This is a genomic window from Curtobacterium sp. PhB142, from assembly GCF_004341255.1.
Classification (GTDB): domain Bacteria; phylum Actinomycetota; class Actinomycetes; order Actinomycetales; family Microbacteriaceae; genus Curtobacterium.
Window position 1 is genome coordinate 355,049 of record NZ_SLUT01000002.1, and the last position, 16,055, is coordinate 371,103.

11 protein-coding genes, 1 tRNA gene and 1 riboswitch are annotated in these 16,055 nt (G+C 72.1%); of the genes, 6 read left to right on the plus strand and 6 right to left on the minus strand.

The annotated features are described in order from the left end of the window. Window positions 1-40 precede the first annotated feature (40 nt). Genes treZ through glgX form a run of 3 tightly spaced genes read right to left on the minus strand, consistent with a single transcriptional unit; the run spans window position 41 to window position 6,524 of the window. Window positions 41-1,795: a malto-oligosyltrehalose trehalohydrolase gene (treZ, locus tag EDF31_RS05060; protein WP_131845395.1), complete on the minus strand. Its 1,755-nt coding sequence runs from the start codon at window positions 1,793-1,795 to the stop codon at window positions 41-43. Then, window positions 1,792-4,293 (minus strand): malto-oligosyltrehalose synthase, encoded by a 2,502-nt coding sequence (gene treY / locus EDF31_RS05065; RefSeq protein WP_131845396.1) that lies wholly within the window; start codon window positions 4,291-4,293, stop codon window positions 1,792-1,794. The genes treZ and treY overlap by 4 nt, the downstream gene beginning before the upstream one ends. After that, on the minus strand, window positions 4,290-6,524 hold the full coding sequence (glgX, locus tag EDF31_RS05070; RefSeq protein WP_123294024.1) for a glycogen debranching protein GlgX: 2,235 nt from the start codon (window positions 6,522-6,524) through the stop codon (window positions 4,290-4,292). The genes treY and glgX overlap by 4 nt, the downstream gene beginning before the upstream one ends. 129 nt (window positions 6,525-6,653) lie before the next feature. Between glgX and EDF31_RS05075 the strand changes: the two genes are divergently transcribed. The 4 genes from EDF31_RS05075 to EDF31_RS05095 all read left to right on the plus strand — a co-directional run bounded on the left by EDF31_RS05075 (window position 6,654) and on the right by EDF31_RS05095 (window position 10,989). Beyond that, complete coding sequence (locus EDF31_RS05075) at window positions 6,654-6,974, plus strand: hypothetical protein (RefSeq protein ID WP_111086838.1); 321 nt, start codon at window positions 6,654-6,656, stop codon at window positions 6,972-6,974. A gap of 98 nt (window positions 6,975-7,072) precedes the next feature. Beyond that, window positions 7,073-7,184, plus strand: a riboswitch (TPP riboswitch). Then, window positions 7,180-7,818 (plus strand): ECF transporter S component, encoded by a 639-nt coding sequence (locus tag EDF31_RS05080; protein WP_131845397.1) that lies wholly within the window; start codon window positions 7,180-7,182, stop codon window positions 7,816-7,818. It overlaps the preceding riboswitch by 5 nt. Continuing rightward, window positions 7,815-10,391 (plus strand): ATP-binding cassette domain-containing protein, encoded by a 2,577-nt coding sequence (locus EDF31_RS19865; RefSeq protein WP_131973729.1) that lies wholly within the window; start codon window positions 7,815-7,817, stop codon window positions 10,389-10,391. The genes EDF31_RS05080 and EDF31_RS19865 overlap by 4 nt, the downstream gene beginning before the upstream one ends. Next, the gene (locus EDF31_RS05095) at window positions 10,384-10,989 is read left to right on the plus strand and encodes an ATP-binding protein (RefSeq protein ID WP_279387356.1); all 606 of its coding nucleotides are present in this window, start codon (window positions 10,384-10,386) and stop codon (window positions 10,987-10,989) included. The genes EDF31_RS19865 and EDF31_RS05095 overlap by 8 nt, the downstream gene beginning before the upstream one ends. Window positions 10,990-11,094: 105 nt before the next feature. Here EDF31_RS05095 and EDF31_RS05100 read toward each other — a convergent pair whose 3' ends face one another. Further along, window positions 11,095-12,498, minus strand: coding sequence for an MFS transporter (locus EDF31_RS05100; RefSeq protein WP_131845398.1), 1,404 nt, complete (start codon window positions 12,496-12,498; stop codon window positions 11,095-11,097). Between the two features lie 102 nt (window positions 12,499-12,600). Between EDF31_RS05100 and EDF31_RS05105 the strand changes: the two genes are divergently transcribed. Then, window positions 12,601-14,034: an LLM class flavin-dependent oxidoreductase gene (locus tag EDF31_RS05105; RefSeq protein WP_131845399.1), complete on the plus strand. Its 1,434-nt coding sequence runs from the start codon at window positions 12,601-12,603 to the stop codon at window positions 14,032-14,034. Then, the gene (locus EDF31_RS05110) at window positions 14,031-15,296 is read left to right on the plus strand and encodes an acyl-CoA dehydrogenase family protein (RefSeq protein WP_131845400.1); all 1,266 of its coding nucleotides are present in this window, start codon (window positions 14,031-14,033) and stop codon (window positions 15,294-15,296) included. Before EDF31_RS05105 ends, EDF31_RS05110 begins: the two co-directional genes overlap by 4 nt. A gap of 169 nt (window positions 15,297-15,465) precedes the next feature. On the opposite strand, the gene EDF31_RS05115 is transcribed toward EDF31_RS05110, so the two are convergent. Both EDF31_RS05115 and EDF31_RS05120 read right to left on the minus strand, forming a co-directional pair. Next, window positions 15,466-15,810 (minus strand): metallopeptidase family protein, encoded by a 345-nt coding sequence (locus tag EDF31_RS05115; protein ID WP_123341128.1) that lies wholly within the window; start codon window positions 15,808-15,810, stop codon window positions 15,466-15,468. Between the two features lie 125 nt (window positions 15,811-15,935). After that, window positions 15,936-16,011, minus strand: a tRNA-His gene (locus EDF31_RS05120). Window positions 16,012-16,055: the final 44 nt, after the last annotated feature.

Consider the following 16,055-nt stretch of genomic DNA (forward strand, 5'->3'; position numbering starts at 1 on the left):
CCGTGGGCAAGCCCGGCCCGCCCGGACGACAGCGCAGCGACTAGCGCAGCACCACCACGCCCCGCCCGCGGAACCGCACGCAGTCCGTCGCGACCTCGGCCGCTCCGAACCGGTAGAGCTCTTCGCCGGTGGCACCGGGGACCGGCACCTCGGCTGCGTCGTCGAGGAAGTTCACCACGACGTGCACGGGTGCCACGTCCGGTCCGAGCAGCCCACGCGTGAGCACCAGCCACCGGCGGTCCTCGCTGAACCGCACGGCGTTCGCCTCGTACCGGTGGTCGACGAAGGCCTGGTCGGTCCGGCGCAGGGCGACGAGCACCCGGTAGGCACGCAGGATCGCCGCACCCCGCTCGGAACTGACGTCGGCCCAGTCGAGCTTCGAGTTCGTGAACGTCGTCGGGTCCTGCGGGTCCGGCACGGCCGCCTCGTCCCAGCCGTGCTCCGCGAACTCGCGGATGCGGCCCTCGGCCGTCGCCTTGCCGAGCTCGGGCTCCGGGTGCGACGTGAAGAACTGCCACGGTGTCGTCGCGGCGAACTCCTCACCCATGAACAGCATGGGCGTGAACGGGCCCAGCAGCGTCAGTGCCGCGGCGATGACGAGGCCTTCGTCGTCGAGCGTCGCCGCCAGACGGTCGCCCGCCGCGCGGTTGCCGATCTGGTCGTGGTTCTGGTTCGTGACGACCAGGGCCGTCGCCGGGGAAGTCCCACGGTCGATCGGTTGCCCGTGGCGCCGGCCACGGAACGACGACCACGTGCCGTCGTGGAAGAACCCGTGGTCGAGCACCTTCGCGAGCGCCGACAGCGGTGCGAAGTCGGCGTAGTAACCGTTCGTCTCGCCCGTCAGCGCCACGTGCACGGCGTGGTGGAAGTCGTCGGACCACTGTCCGGCGAGCCCGTACCCGGCGGCTTCCCGCGGGCGGAACATCACCGGGTCGTTGAGGTCCGACTCGGCGATCAGGGACAGCGGACGACCGACGAAGGAACCGTAGGCGTCCGTCTCGTCGGCCATCTCGGCCAGGACGTGCGGCCGCGTGGTGTCGCGGATCGCGTGCACGGCGTCGAGCCGGAGCCCGTCGACGTGGTGGTCGCGGAACCACATGCGCACGTTGTCGAGCACGTACCGACGCACCTCGGGGTGCTCGACGTTCACCGAGTCGCCCCACGTGTTCGCGAGCCCCTGCACCAGGTACGGCCCGAACAGCGGCAGGTAGTTGCCGCTCGGCCCGAGGTGGTTGTAGACGACGTCCTGGATGACCCCCAGGCCGAGTGAGTGCGCCGTGTCGACGAAGCGGTCGTAGGCGTCGGGGCCGCCGTACGGGGCGTGCACCGCGTACCAGGCGACCCCGTCGTAGCCCCAGTTCCACTCACCGTTCACACCGTTCACGGGCAGCAGTTCGACGAACTCGACGCCGAGTTCGACCAGGTGGTCGAGCTTCTGCGCCGCCGCGTCGAGGGTCCCCTCCGGCGTGTAGGTGCCGACGTGCATCTCGTAGATGACGGCACCGCGGGCTGGACGCCCGGTCCACGACTCGTCGGTCCACGCGAAGCGCGCGGGGTCGACGACGGCGGACGTGCCGTGCACCCCGTCCGGCTGGAAGCGACTGCGGGGGTCGGGTCGGACCGCGTCGTCGTCGCCGAGGCGGAACCCGTAGCGGGCACCGACGACCGGCATGATCGCGTCGGTCGACCACCAGTCGTCGTCGCCCCGGGTCAGCGGGTACTCGACGTCGTCGACGACCAGCCGGACGCGGTCCGGCTCGGGCGCCCAGACGGCGTAACGGTCGGGTGCGGTCATGCGTGACCCTCCAGGATGTCGATCTCCGCTTGCGCGTCGGACTCGGTCGCCGGGGTGGTCCGGGCGGTCGACCGGGAGGCCCGTCCCGCGTCGGACGCGTCGGTCACCGTGTCGGCGTGGCCGGGTTCCCCGACCGTGGCGGCCGGCACGAGCAGCGCAACCGGGTAGGTGGTGAGCAGGTCCGCGAGGGCGATGCCCCGGCTGGCCGCGAAGGTTCTGCCGGTGAGCAGGTCGACCCGGTCGACGGGGACGGCGTGCACGAGGGTGTCACCCCAGCCACCGACCCGTTCGAGGCCGATCGGCAGGCGCGTGGCGATCGTCACGGCACCGCCGCGGTCGAACGCGACGACGTGGTCCGCCGCGCTGCCCGTCGCCTCGAGCGCGAGGTACCGCGTGAAGAGCTCCGGGTGGTCGCGGCGGAGACGGAGTGCACGGGCGGTCACGAGGAGCTTCGCGGCGCCGTCGATCCCGATCGCCGGGAGGTCCTCGGGGCCGTCGTCGTCCGGACCGTCGATCTCGGCGAGGACGTGGCGCCGCTCGGCGTAGTCCACGGCTCGGCGGTTGTCGGGGTCGACGAGGGAACGGTCCCAGAACTCGGTGCCCTGGTAGACGTCGGGGACGCCGGGAGCCGTGAGCTGCACGAGCTTCTGCGCGAGACCGTTCGACCACCCCGCCGCGTCGATCCGTTCGTCGAGGGCATCGAGCACGGCCACCACGGCGGGCTCGTCGAACGCCGCGTCGACGAGGGCGTGCATGCGCTCCTCGAACGCCGAGTCCGGCTCCGTCCAGGTGGTGCTGTCGCCGGCTTCGCGTGATGCCTTCTCGGCGTAGGCGTGCAGCCGCTCACGACTCGCGGGACGGGCACCGACGATCGCCTGCCAGAGCAGGTCCGCGAACACACGGTCCTCGAGCGGGACGAGGGACTGCAACCGGTCGAGCGTGTCGGCCCACTCGCTGCCGAGCTCGGCCAGGACCGCGATGCGTGCGCGGGTGTCCTCGCTGCGCTTCGTGTCGTGGGTGGTGAGCGTCGTCATGGTGTGCGGCCAGCTGCCGAGCCGGTCGCGCTGCGCCTGGTGGAAGTCGGCCACGGACACCGCGAACACGCTCGGGTCACCACCGACCTCGCTCAGGGACGTCAAGCGGGACGTGCGGTAGAACGCCGTGTCCTCGACGCCCTTGGCCATCACCATGCCGCTCGTCTGCTGCAGGCGGATCGCGGCGGCGTTGTCCGGGTCGACGAGCGCCGGGGCGATCCGGTCGATGACGTCGTCGAGGTCGGGACGGGCCTCTGCCGCGCGTTCGAGCGCCGCGATGAGGTGGTGCGCGCCCTCGGGCAGGTAGGTGCGGTACACGTCGAACGACGCCACGACCTCGGCGAGGGCGTCGACGAGCCGTTCGTGCGTGATCGCGTCCGCCCCGGCGGTGACCGGCGCGAGCAGTCGGGCGAGTCGCTCGACCTCGCTGCCGAGGATCCCGTCGGCGATGCCGCGGCGGGTGTCGTGCGTCAGCTGCTGCCAGTCGGCGGGCTCCGCGCCCGATGCCGCGGTCAGCGAGGGTTCGCCCGCGGGGTCGACGAGCACACGGTCCAGGACGCCGAGCGCGTCGTACCCGGTCGTGCCGTCGACCGGCCAGGAGCTCGGGAGTTCCTCGCCGGGTTCGAGGATCTTCTCGACGAGGGTGTACGCACCGCCGGTCAGCTCGGCGAGGTCCTGCAGGTAGCCGGCGGGGTCATACAGTCCGTCCGGGTGGTCGATGCGCAGTCCGTCGACGAGGCCGTCGCGGAACCAGCCGCCGATGACGCCGTGCGACGCCGCGAACACCTCGGGTTCCTCGACCCGGATGGCCGCGAGCGTGTTCACCGCGAAGAACCGGCGGTAGTTCAGCTCGTGGTCCGCACGCTTCCAGTGCACGAACGCGTAGTGCTGCAGCGCGTGCACGGCCTCGACCGAGTCGCCTGGGTGGGCGGTGCCCGGCGCGGTCGGGTACGCGGTGTCGCCGACCCGGAGCACCGGGTGCTCGGCGTCGGACGTGTCGAGTGTGACCGCGTCGAGCAGCCGGTCGTCGAGGACCGGCACCCGGACCTTGCCGTCGCCGGCGTCCCAGTCGACGTCGAACGCCCAGGCGACGGGGGAGCCCTGGCCGAGTTCGAGCAGGGACCACCACCACGGGTTGACCGCCGGGGTGGCGACCCCGACGTGGTTCGGGACGACGTCGACCAGCACGCCGAGCCCGACCGCGTGCGCGGCCTCGGCGAGGACCCGGAGGGCCTCGTCACCGCCGCGGTCGGTGTCGACGTGCGTGTGGTCGACGACGTCGTAGCCGTGGTTCGAGCCCGGCTCCGACTGCAGGACGGGCGACAGGTACAGCCAGTCGGCCCCGAGGTCGTGCACGTAGTCGACGAGGTCGCGTGCGGTGGCCAGGTCGAAGTCCGCCGACACCTGCAGCCGGTACGTCGAGACGGGAACGCGACGCCCGGCCCCCGTCGTGCCGTTCGTCATCGCGCGGTGCCGCTCGGTGCGGTGGAACCGGCCGGGTTGGCCGGGGTGACGGCGTCCTGCGGGGACCGGGGCTCGGGGGCGCCGTCGTGGTGCTGGACCTCGACCGGGGTGACCGAGACCTCGTGGTTCGGCTCGGCACGCAGGACGATCATCGACCGGGCGGGCACGTCGAGCGGGGTGCCCGCCTCGACGATCTCGTCACGGGCACCGGGCTCGGCGGTGTCGATGCGGACCGTCCAGCCGGGTGCGTACTCCTCGGGCGGCAACGTGAACGTCACGACGTCGTCGTGGGCGTTGAAGTACGTGATGAACGCCACGTCGGTGACGCGCTCGCCGCGGGAGTCACGCCCGCGGATGCCGTCACCGTTCAGGTACATGCCGACGCTCTTGCCGAAACCGGAGTCCCAGTCCTCCGGCGACATCGCGTCGCCCTCGGGCGTGAGCCAGACCACGTCGGGCAGCGGCTCGTCCTGACCACGGCGCACCGGGCGCCCGTTGAAGTACCGGGTGCGACGGAACGTCGGGTGGTCGTGGCGCAGCTTGACGACGTCGGCCGTGAACTGGACGAGGTCATCGTCCGCGGTGTCCCAGTCGATCCAGCTGAGCTCGGAGTCCTGTGCGTAGACGTTGTTGTTGCCGGACTGCGAACGGCCGAGCTCGTCACCGTGGGCGATCATCGGCACGCCCTGGCTGAGGAGCAGGGTCGCCAGGAAGTTCCGGCGGCGCTGGAGCCGCAGGGCGTTCACGGACTCGTCGTCCGTCGGACCCTCGGCGCCGGAGTTCCAGGACCGGTTGTGGCTCTCGCCGTCGTTGTTGTCCTCGCCGTTGGCGTCGTTGTGCTTCTCGTTGTAGGCGACGAGGTCGTACAGCGTGAAGCCGTCGTGCGCGGTGATGAAGTTGATGCTCGCCTTGGGCGTCCGGCCGTCGTGCTCGTACAGGTCGGCCGAGCCGGAGATGCGCGACGCGAACTCACCGAGGGTCGACGACTCGCCGCGCCAGAAGTCGCGCACGGTGTCGCGGTACTTGCCGTTCCACTCGGACCACTGGGGCGGGAAGTTGCCGACCTGGTAACCGCCAGGGCCGACGTCCCACGGCTCGGCGATGAGCTTGACCTGCGACACGATCGGGTCCTGCTGCACGAGCTCGAAGAACGCGGACAGTCGGTCGACCTCGTAGAACTCGCGGGCGAGTGCCGAGGCGAGGTCGAAGCGGAAGCCGTCGACGTGCATCTCGGTCACCCAGTAGCGCAGCGAGTCGAGGATGAGCTGCAGCGAGTGCGGGTGCCCGACGTTGAGCGAGTTCCCGGTGCCCGTGTAGTCCATGTAGAACTTCTTGTCGTCGTCGACCAGGCGGTAGTACGCCGCGTTGTCGATGCCGCGGAACGACAACGTCGGCCCGAGGTGGTTGCCCTCGGCGGTGTGGTTGTAGACGACGTCGAGCACGACCTCGATGCCGGCGCGGTGGAGTTCCCGCACCATCGTCTTGAACTCCTGCACCTGCTGCCCCTGGTCGCCAGAGGACGAGTACGAGGAGTGCGGTGCGAAGAAGCCGATGGTGTTGTAGCCCCAGTAGTTCGACAGCCCCTTGTCCTGCAGGGTCGAGTCGTTCACGAACTGGTGCACCGGCATGAGCTCGAGCGTCGTGATGCCGAGTCGCTTCAGGTGCTCGATGACCGCGGGGTGCGAGACGCCGGCGTAGGTGCCGCGCTGCTCCTCGGGCACGTCGGGGTGGGTCTCGGTGAGGCCCTTGACGTGCGCTTCGTAGATGACCGTCTCGCCGTAGGGCGTGCGCGGTGCGCGGTCGCCCTGCCAGTCGAAGAACGGGTTGATCACGACGCCCTTCATCATGTGCGCCGCGGAGTCGTCGTCGTTCGTCGAGTCCGGGTCGCCGAACGTGTAGGCGAAGAGCGACTGGTCCCAGTCGATCTCGCCGCTCGTCGCCTTGGCGTAGGGGTCGAGCAGGAGCTTCGACGGGTTGCAGCGTGCACCGTTGTCGGGGTCGTACGGGCCGTGGACACGGAAGCCGTACTCCTGGCCGGGGCCGACGTTCGGCAGGTAGGCGTGCCAGACGTAGGCGTCGACCTCGACGAGGGGGATGCACTCTTCGTTGCCGTCGGTGTCGAACAGACAGAGTTCGACGCGCTCGGCGACCTCACTGAAGAGCGCGAAGTTCGTGCCGCTTCCGTCGTAGGTCGCCCCGAGCGGGTACGGGTTGCCGGGCCAGGTGTGCAAACGGTCCTCCAGGTGATGGTCGCGCCAACATATCGGTGACACCCGTCCGCGTCCGCAGACAAGCACCAGCTGTGTACCCGTGCGCGCGTGGCCCGCCCTGTGGAGGAACGGACGAGTAGCGTCGCGCGCATGGCCAACATCGTCACGCAGATCGCAGACAAGGTACGCCCGATCGGCGTCTCCACGAACTACGGAGACCCCGTCGAGGTCGGCGACCAGACCCTCATCCCGGTGTCCCTCGGCTGGTTCGGCTTCGGGGGCGGCGGGGACGACGAGAACGGCGGCGGCGGTGGCGGCGGCGCGTCGATCCCGGTCGGCGCGTACATCCGTCGCCCCGGCAAGGACCTCGAGTTCGAGCCGAACCTCATCTCGCTCGTCGCCGTGAGCATCCCGCTCGTCTGGGTGACCGGCACCGTGCTCCGCAAACTGGTGCGCGTCCTGAAGAAGTAGCGACACACCGGACGGGAGGCCCGTGGCGGACCCGCCACGGGCCTCCCGTCCGGTGTGGGTCGCGACCCGTCACGTGGTCGCGACCACGTCTAGACTGCTGGGACACACACGGGAGTCCGGGACCGCCGGGCTGAGAGGGAGCGAGTGGCGCTCCGACCGTCGAACCTGATCCGGATCATGCCGGCGCAGGGAGGAGTCCAGCACCATGTCTTCTGGCACGTCATCAACCGTCCACACCGCCCCGCGGCGATCGCTGCGCTGGCGGGTCGTCGACATCGTCGTCGCGAGCGTGCTCGCGGTGGCGCTCGGCGTCGTCTTCCGGCTGTGGGAGTTCGGCTACGAACCCATCAGCGCCGTCATGGACCTCGTCCTCCCGGGCACGAAGGCCCTGTTCGGCGGAGTCTGGTTGCTCGCCGGCCCGCTCGTCGCGATCGTCGTCCGCAAGCCCGGCGCCGCGCTCTACGGCGAGATGGTCGCCGCGTCCGTCGAGGCACTGTTCGGCACGCAGTGGGGGTGGCTGACGCTCGAGGCCGGACTCGTCCAGGGTCTCGGCGCCGAGATCGTCCTCGCACTCTTCCTGTACCGCGTGTACCGGCTGCCGGTCATCGTCCTGGCGGGCGCCGCAGCCGGCCTCGCGCTCGGCATCAACGACACCGTGCTGTGGTACCCGGGTCTCGACGCCGCGTTCAAGGTCGTCTACGTCGTGTGCGCGATCGTGTCGGGTGCCGTCATCGCGGGTGCCGGCTCGTGGCTGGTCGTCCGGGCGCTCGCACGCACCGGCGTGCTGTCGTCGTTCGCTGCCGGCCGGGAGCACAGCCGGCGTCGGCCGCGCGAACTGGTGTGACGGTGTCCGCTCCGTCGTCGACGTCCCCGGACGTCGTCGGCGTGCGCGCCGCGCGCATCGCGTTCCGCGACTGGGGGTGGCGCTACCCCGAGCGTGCCGAGTGGGCCGTCCGCGGCGTCGACCTGACCGTCGAGCCGGGGGAGCGGGTCGCGATCGTCGGGCCGTCCGGCTCCGGCAAGTCGACGCTGCTCCGGGCAGTGGCCGCCGTGCTGCCCGACGAACCCGACCCCACCGACGACACCGCTGCTTCCGTGCAGGGCTCGGTCCTGATCGACGGCGCCGACCCCCGCGCGGTCCGCGGGCGTGTCGGCCTCGTCATGCAGGACCCCGAGGCGCACACCGTGATGTCACGGATCGGCGACGACGTGGCCTTCGGGTGCGAGAACCTCGGCGTCCCGCGCGCCGAGACCTGGACACGGGTGCGGTCGGCGCTCGCGGTCGTCGGGCTCGACCTGCCCCTCGACCGTTCGACCGCGATGCTCTCCGGCGGCCAGCGGCAACGACTGGCGCTCGCCGGGGTGCTCGCGATGCGTCCGGGAGCCCTCGTGCTCGATGAACCCTGCGCGAACCTCGACCCGGCCGGCGTGGCCCAGGTGCACGACGCCGTCCGCGCACTGCTCGACGAGACGGGGGCGACCCTGCTCGTGGTGGAGCACCGGATCGGCACCTGGCTCGACCTGGTCGACCGCCTCGTGCTGCTCGAGCCCGGCGGCGGGGTCGTCGCGGACGGCGCGCCTGCCGAGGTGCTCGCGCGCCACGGCGCCGCGCTCACCGCGGCCGGGGTGTGGGTGCCCGGCGCCGAGCCGGAGCGTGGCGCGGCCCGCGGGCGGCCTGCTGCGGCTGCGGCTGCGGCTGCGGCTGCGCGAACGGGCGAAATACCCGGGTCCGCCGCCGAAGGGACCGCGGCATTTCGCCCGCTCGGCGAATCGGCCGGAGAGGTGGCGGGCGACGAGTTCCGTCCGGCTGCGCGAACGGGCGAAATACCCGGGTCCGCCGCCGAAGGGACCGCGGCATTTCGCCCGCTCGGCGAGGGGGCGGGCGCGGGAGCGGGCGCGCTGCTCGAGGCGCGGGACCTCGGGACCGCCCGGGGCAAGCGACAGCGGGTGGGCAGCGGGATCGACCTCGAACTCCGACCCGGACAGGTCATGGCGATCACGGGGCCGAACGGGATCGGCAAGTCGACGCTCGGCCTCACGCTCGCGGGGCTCCTGCCTCCGGTCGCGGGGGAGCTCGCGGCCACGACGGACCTCGCCGCAGGCCTCGACGCGGCGCCGCACACGTGGTCGAGCCGCGAACTCGCCGCTCGCATCGGCACCGTCTTCCAGGACCCCGAGCACCAGTTCGTCACCGGCTCCGTCCGCGAGGAGGTCGAGGCCGGCCCCCGCGCGATCGGTGCTCCGGACGCCGCTGGCCGGGCGGACGTGCTCCTCGGCGAGTTCGGCCTCGCTCACCTCGCCGAAGCCAACCCGTTCACACTGTCCGGCGGCGAGCAGCGACGGCTCGCCATCGCCGCGGTGGTCGCCGCGCGGCCGCCGGTCGTCGTGCTCGACGAACCGACCTCCGGGCAGGACCGGTCCACGTGGGACGCCGTCGTCCGGCACCTCGGAGCACTCGCCGACGCCGGCACCACCATCGTCGCCGTCACGCACGACCGCGACCTGATCCGGGCGCTCGTCGCCGACGAGGTCGTGCTCGCGGCGGACGGCGCCCGGCGCGTGGAAGGCGACCAAGGGCGCGTGGAACGCGACCAGGGGGGTGCGACGGCGACCACCCCGGAGACGGTGCCGACGGCGGCGGGCCGAGCCGCGCCTCCAGGCCGAACCGACCGAGCCGACCGAGCCGCCGTCCAACCGGTGGCCTCGCTCGTCGGCGTCCTCGCGCTCGGCGTGTGCCTCGTGCTGAGCCTGGACGTCGTGTCCGCAGCCGTCGCCCTCGCGGTCGAGCTCGCCCTGCTGCCCCTCCTGCGGCTGCCGGTGCGGACCCTGCTGCTGCGGGTGTCACCGATCCTGGTGGCCGTGCCGCTCACGGCGGTGAGCATCGCGCTGTACGGGCGACCCTCCGGACGGGAGTGGTTCGACTTCGGCTTCGCCCACGTCACCGACGGGTCGCTGACGCTCGCCCTGGCGACGGCGCTCCGCGTGCTCGCGGTGGGGCTGCCCGCGGTCGCGTTGTTCATCCGCGTCGACCCCACCGACCTGGCCGACGGGCTCGCGCAGGTGCTGCGGTTACCGGCGCGGTTCGTGCTCGGGGCCCTCGCGGCCATCCGGATGATGACGCTGCTGGTGGACGACTGGCGGCAGCTCGCGATGGCGCGGCGTGCGCGGGGTCTTGCCGACACCGGACGGCTGCGGCGCGGGGCGTCGATGGCGTTCGCGCTGCTGGTCCTGGCGCTGCGACGGGCGACGACGTTGGCGGTGGCGATGGAGTCGCGCGGGTTCGGGGCTCCCGGGCGACGCACGTGGGCGCGGGTCGCCCGGTTCGCGTGGCCGGAGTGGGCGATGGTGGCGGTGCTCGTCGGGATCGGTGTCGCGTCGATCGCGGTCGCCGTGGCAGCGGGGACGTGGCGTGCCTGAGCCGGCGCACCCGGCGGACCCGGTGGACCCGGTGCGCCCGGCGGACCAGGCGGACCCGGCGGACCCGTCGGACGGCGGGGGCCTCGCCGCAGGTGTCGCCGCAGCTGCTGCCGGCGCCGCGGCAGCGTCGGGCGGGCGCCTCGTGGTCCTGGTCGACGGCCGCTCCGGCACCGGCAAGACGACTCTCGGCGACCAGCTCGCGCAGCTGCTGGGAGCGCAGGTCGTGCACCTCGACGACGTCTACCCGGGATGGGACGGACTCCGCGCGGCGGCCGACGCCGTGGTCCGCGACGTGCTCGGGCCTCCCAGCGGGTACCGCCGGTGGGACTGGGTGGCCGACGGCCCGGCGGAGTGGACCGCGGTCGACCCCGACCTGCCGATCGTGATCGAGGGCTGCGGGGCGGTGTCCCGGGCGTCGGCGCCGCTGGCCTCGTTGGCAGTGTGGCTCGAGGCCGACGACGCAGTCCGCTGGGACCGGGCGATCGGCCGCGACGGCGACACCTTCGCGCGCGAGTGGGACCGGTGGGCGGCGCAGGAGCAGGACTTCATCGCCGCCGAGGACCCGGCGTCCCTGGCCGACGTGGTGCTGCGGACGTAGCGGACCGCTCGGCGCGGCCAGCTGGCCGCGCCGAGTCTCGGGCTGGCCGCGCCGAGCCTCGGGCTGAGCGACAGTTCACGGACGCCCGAGCGCGAGAACTGTCGCTCACCGCGAGACTCGGCCCCGCGCGCCGCCCCGCGCAGCAGCACCGCCCCGCACGCCGCCCCGCGCAGCAGCGCGGCCCCGCACCCGCGCGACCGGGTCCACCGCGAACACCGCCGCCACGATGGTCAGCACCGCGTACACCCCGAGGTACCCGCACAGGATCCACGGCGAGCCCCCACCGAGCTCCACGAACACCGCGGCGAGCAGCGGCGTCAGCCCCACCGAGAAGATCGACCCGATCTGGTACCCGAGCGACATCCCCGAGTACCGCCGCCCGGTCGGGAACTGCTCCGCGAACCAGGCTGCCTGCGGCCCGTAGATGCTGTCGTGGAAGACGCACATCCCGATCAGGGCCACGAGCGGCAGCAGCACGAGCGGCCCGGCGTCGAGGAACGCGAAGAACGGCCAGATGAGCACGGCGATGCCGACGGCCGACCAGATCGTGAGCACGCGGCGTCCCACCCGGTCGGACAGCCACCCCCAGAACGGCGTCGACACGAGCGACACCGCCGAGATGACGAGCACCGCCTGCAGCCCGGCGTCCGAGCCCGACGGCCCCCGTGCGGCTGCGAGGTAGGTCAGCGAGTACGTCGTCAGGATCGAGTAGAGCGCGGGTTGCACGAGGCGCAGTCCGGCGGTCACCAGGATCGCGCGCGGGTGGTGTCGGATCGCCTGCCAGACCGGGAACCGCTCGACCCCGCCGGAGGCCCGCAGCTCCTGGAACACCGGAGCGTCCTGCACGCCGAGCCGGATCACCAGGCCGACGGCCACGATCACCGCGGAGAACAGGAACGGCAGCCGCCACCCCCAGGCCAGGAACGCCTCGTTGCAGAGCAGGGACCGCACCAGGGTGAACACGCCGGTCGCGAGCAGCATCCCGCCCGCCGACCCCATCTGCGTGAACGCCCCGAACAGCCCGCGGTGCCGTTCGGGTGCGTGCTCGACGGACAGCAGCGCGGACCCGCCCCACTCCGCGCCGGCGGCGACACCCTGCAGCAGCCGCAGGAACACCAGCGCGACGACGGCACCGACCCCGATGGTCGCCGCCGACGGCACGACCCCGATCAGGGTCGACGCGATGCCCATCAGCACCAGGGACGCGACGAGCAGCTTCTTGCGTCCGATGCGGTCGCCCAGGTGCCCGGCGATCACCCCGCCGAGCGGCCGCGCGACGAAGCCGACCCCGTAGGTCGCGAACGACGCGATCACCCCGACCGCCGGCGTCACCGACGGGAAGAAGGTGGGCGCGAACACCAGGGCGGACGCCGTCGCGTACAGGTAGAAGTCGTAGTACTCGACCGTCGTGCCGACGAACGAGGCGAGGGCGACGCGACGGCGCGTCGCGGTGGTCGACGGTGCGGCGGGACGGCCGGGAGGCGCGGTGACGGTGCTCGGGGTCGGCATGCCTCAGGAGCATGGTCGCCTCCAGGGCCGGGGGGAACACCGCGCGTAACGGAAGGTCACGTCGCTGTCGTCGGGCGGTGCCCGCCGACCACGATGGGGTGCATGAGCGATGCACCGAACCGCCCGCTGCGCTTCGCGGCCTTCGTCATGAACACGACGTCGCACATCCAGCACGGCCTCTGGCGACACCCGGACGCCCGTCAGGCCGACTTCGACGACGTCACGCTCTGGACCGACCTGGCGAGGACCCTCGAGCGCGGCAAGTTCGACGCGATGTTCTTCGCCGACGTCGTCGGGACCTACGGACCGGGACGCGGCGACTACTCGACCAACCTGCGCGAGGGGCTGCAGATCCCCTCGAACGACCCCTCGGTGCTGCTCTCCGCGCTCGCCGTGTCGACCGAGCACCTGGGCCTGGCGTTCACGTCGAGCGTCATCCAGTCGCACCCGTTCGACTTCGCCCGCAAGGTCTCCACCCTCGACCACATCACCCGGGGCCGGATCGGCTGGAACGTCGTCACGAGCGCCCTCGACAGCGCCGCCCGGAACTTCGGCGCCGACCGGCTCGAGGAGCACGACGAGCGCTACGTCTGGGCCGAGGAGTACCTCGAGGTCTGCGCGAAGCTCTGGGAGGGCTCGTGGGAGGACGGCGCCGTCCTGAAGGACCCGGTGCGTGGCTACGCCGACCCCGACAAGGTGCACCGCATCGACCACCACGGGAAGCGCTACGACGTGCAGGGGCCGCACCTGAGCGCTCCGAGCCCGCAGCGGACGCCGGTGCTGTTCCAGGCCGGCTCCTCGCCCGCCGGTCGGGCCTTCGCGGCACGGAACGCCGAGGCCCAGTTCATCCTGACCTCGAACCGCGACGCCACCGAGCAGCTCATCCGCGAGACCCGCGACCTCGCCCAGGCAGCCGGGCGTCGGCGTGAGGACATCGCGTTCTTCCTCGGGCTCACCTTCGTCACCGGGTCCACCGAGGCCGAGGCGAAGGCGAAGGAAGCGGAGATCGACGAGTACCTGGCCGCCGACGGTTTCCTCGTGCACTCGAACCTCGGCTTCGACCCGGACACCGGCGAGGCCCTCGACCCGGACACCCCGCTGTCCGAGGTCCGCACCCACGCCGGGCAGTCGCACCTGCAGTGGCTCCGCGAGGCCGCCGGCGACCGCGAACCCACGATCGCCGACCTCGCCCGCCTGTCCGCCAAGCTCCGTGCGCGGGTCGTCGGCACGCCCGACCAGATCGCCGACGAACTCGCGGACTGGCAGCGCGTCGGCGTCGACGGGGTGAACGTCATCAACTGGACGCTGCCCGGCTCGTACGAGGAGTTCGTCGACCACATCGCGCCCACCCTGCAGGAGCGTGGGCTGATGCAGTCCGAGTACCGCGAAGGCACCCTGCGTGAGAAGCTCTTCGGGCACCCGCAGCTGCCGGACTCGCACCCCGCCCGGCAGTGGCGCGGCGCGTTCACGGGCGGCGCGAGCGCGACCGTGACGGCGCCTGCGGACGCGGCACGTGCCGTGGAGGTGACCGCATGACGGACGCGACGACGACCGACGGACGGGTGACGGGCCTCCCGGCCGATCGTCTGGCGACCCTGCGCGAACGCTTCGCACCCGTGTTCGCGACCATCCGCGAGGGCGCGGTCGAGCGTGAACTCGCCTCCGGCACCCCCGGCGACCGGCCGTTGCCGCACGCCGAGGTCCGCGCACTCGCCGACGCCGGGTTCGGGCGGCTGCGCGTGCCCGAGGACCGCGGCGGGTTCGGCGTGACCCTGGTCGAACTCGTGCAGCTGGTGGCGGACCTGGCGGCCGCGGACTCGAACATCGCGCACCTGTGGCGAGGGCACTTCGGGTACACCGAACTCGTGCTGCTCCGGCCATCGTCGGCCGGACGGGACGAGTGGCTCCAGCGGATCGTCGACGGGGCGATCGTGGGGAACGCGACCTCGGAGCGGACCGGCACGACCCTGGCCGACATCTCGACGACGGTGACGCCTGTTGGCGATTCCCTCCGTCTCGACGGGCGGAAGTTCTACTCGACCGGCACGCTCTACGCCGACTGGATCTACCTGGCCGCGGACCACTCGGGCGACCGCGTGACGTTCGCCGTGCCGGTCGACGCGCCGGGTGTGACGAGCGTCGACGACTGGGACGGGTTCGGCCAGCGGCTGACCGCATCGGGCACCACCGTGTTCGAGGGGGTGCCCGTCGACCCCGCCGTGGTGTCGGCGTACAAGGACGCGCCGCTCTCGCACATCCAGGCCTTCTTCCAGCTGTACCTGCTGGCCGTGCTGGCCGGGATCGGACAGGCGGTGTCCGACGATGCGGTCGCCTTCGTGCGGCCGCGGACCCGGACGTACATCCACGCGAACGCGGCGACTCCGGGGGAGGACCCGCAGGTCCTGGCTGTCCTCGGTCGGTTGTCCGCCGGGGCGTTCACTGCCCGGTCGCTCGTCGTCGCGGCCGCGGGGCTGCTCGACCAGGTCGTCGCGACGAACGAGCCCGGGGTCGGGGTCGACCGCGTACTGCTGGACGCCGCCGAGAACGCCGTGTACCAGGCGCAGGTCGAGATCGGGCCGCGGGTACTGCGGTCGTGCTCCGAGCTGTTCGAGGTCGGCGGGGCGTCCGCGGCCGACCGGACGCGCGCGCTGGACCGGCACTGGCGGAACGCCCGCGTCGTTGCGTCGCACAACCCGGCCGTCTACAAGGAGCGGCTCGTGGGGGAGTACGCGCTGCACGGGCGGGGGCCGGTGGACGCGTGGGAGAAGTACCACGAGGTGGGGCCGACGCGGTTCTGAGGGGGCGGGGGCTGCTGCGGCTGCGGGCGCGGCGCGGGCGCGGCGCGACCTCTCGCGGTGAGCGACAGTTCTCGCGCTCGTGCGCCCGAGGAGTGTCGCTGAGCCCGAAATTCGGGCGCCGGGTGCCGGGCGCCGGGCGCCGGGTGCGCCGGGTGCGCCGGGTGGGCGCCTACGCCCAGCCGAGCTCGTGCAGCCGCTCGTCGTCGATGCCGTAGAAGTGCCCGATCTCGTGCACGAGCGTGGTGTGCACCTCGTCCTTGAGCTCCTCGACGGTGTCGCACTCGGCCAGGTGCTGCTTGCGGAACACCACGATGCGGTCGGGGAGTTCGCCGAAGCCGTACTGCCCGCGCTCGGTCGCCGCGATGCCGTCGTACACGCCGAAGAGCTCTTCGCCGTTCTCCGGTTCGTCCTCGACCACGAACACCACGTTGTCGAGCCCGTCGACCATCTCGTCGGGGAGCAGGTCGAGTTCGTCGGTCACGAGCTGCTCGAAGTCGTCGGCGGACATCTCCATCACGCAGGGATCGTCCCACACCGCCCTGACCACTCGCGGCGAAGCCGCACGGCGCCGGAGGCGCCCAGACAAACACAGAGGGAGAGCCCCGGTTGCGTCACACGCAACAGGGGCTCCCCCTCGACTGGGGTGAATAACGGGTCTCGAACCCGCGACCTCCTAGACCACAACCAGGCGCTCTACCAACTGAGCTATATCCACCATGCACACACCGGCGGACCGGCGCGACCACTCAATAGTAGTAC